We start from the raw sequence: 277 nt of genomic DNA on the forward strand, positions 1-277 counted from the left end.
TGTGTAAGTGCAGCGATGCATTGAGCTAACCAGTACTAATGACCCGAGAGGCTTAACCTTACAACACCCAAGGTGTTTTTGATTTGAGAGACAGGCTCGAGAGAGTAGATTTTCAGCGGAATGTTCCTAGATTGGTTCGTATGGCGGCGTGGGGTGAGCAACCCTGATGCGCTGCGGTACGGATGAAACAGAATTTGCCTGGCGGCACTAGCGCGGTGGTCCCACCTGACCCCATGCCGAACTCAGAAGTGAAACGCCGTAGCGCCGATGGTAGTGT

1 rRNA gene is annotated in these 277 nt (G+C 53.1%); it reads left to right on the forward strand.

Going from position 1 to position 277, the window contains the following annotated elements:
• Nucleotides 1–197: 197 nt before the first annotated feature.
• Nucleotides 198–277 (forward strand): 5S ribosomal RNA (gene rrf, locus ETV65_RS25395); the annotation flags it as partial.

Origin of the sequence: Rahnella sp. RFA10(1/100), assembly GCF_004195115.1 — a bacterium.
GTDB lineage: Bacteria > Pseudomonadota > Gammaproteobacteria > Enterobacterales > Enterobacteriaceae > Rahnella > Rahnella perminowiae.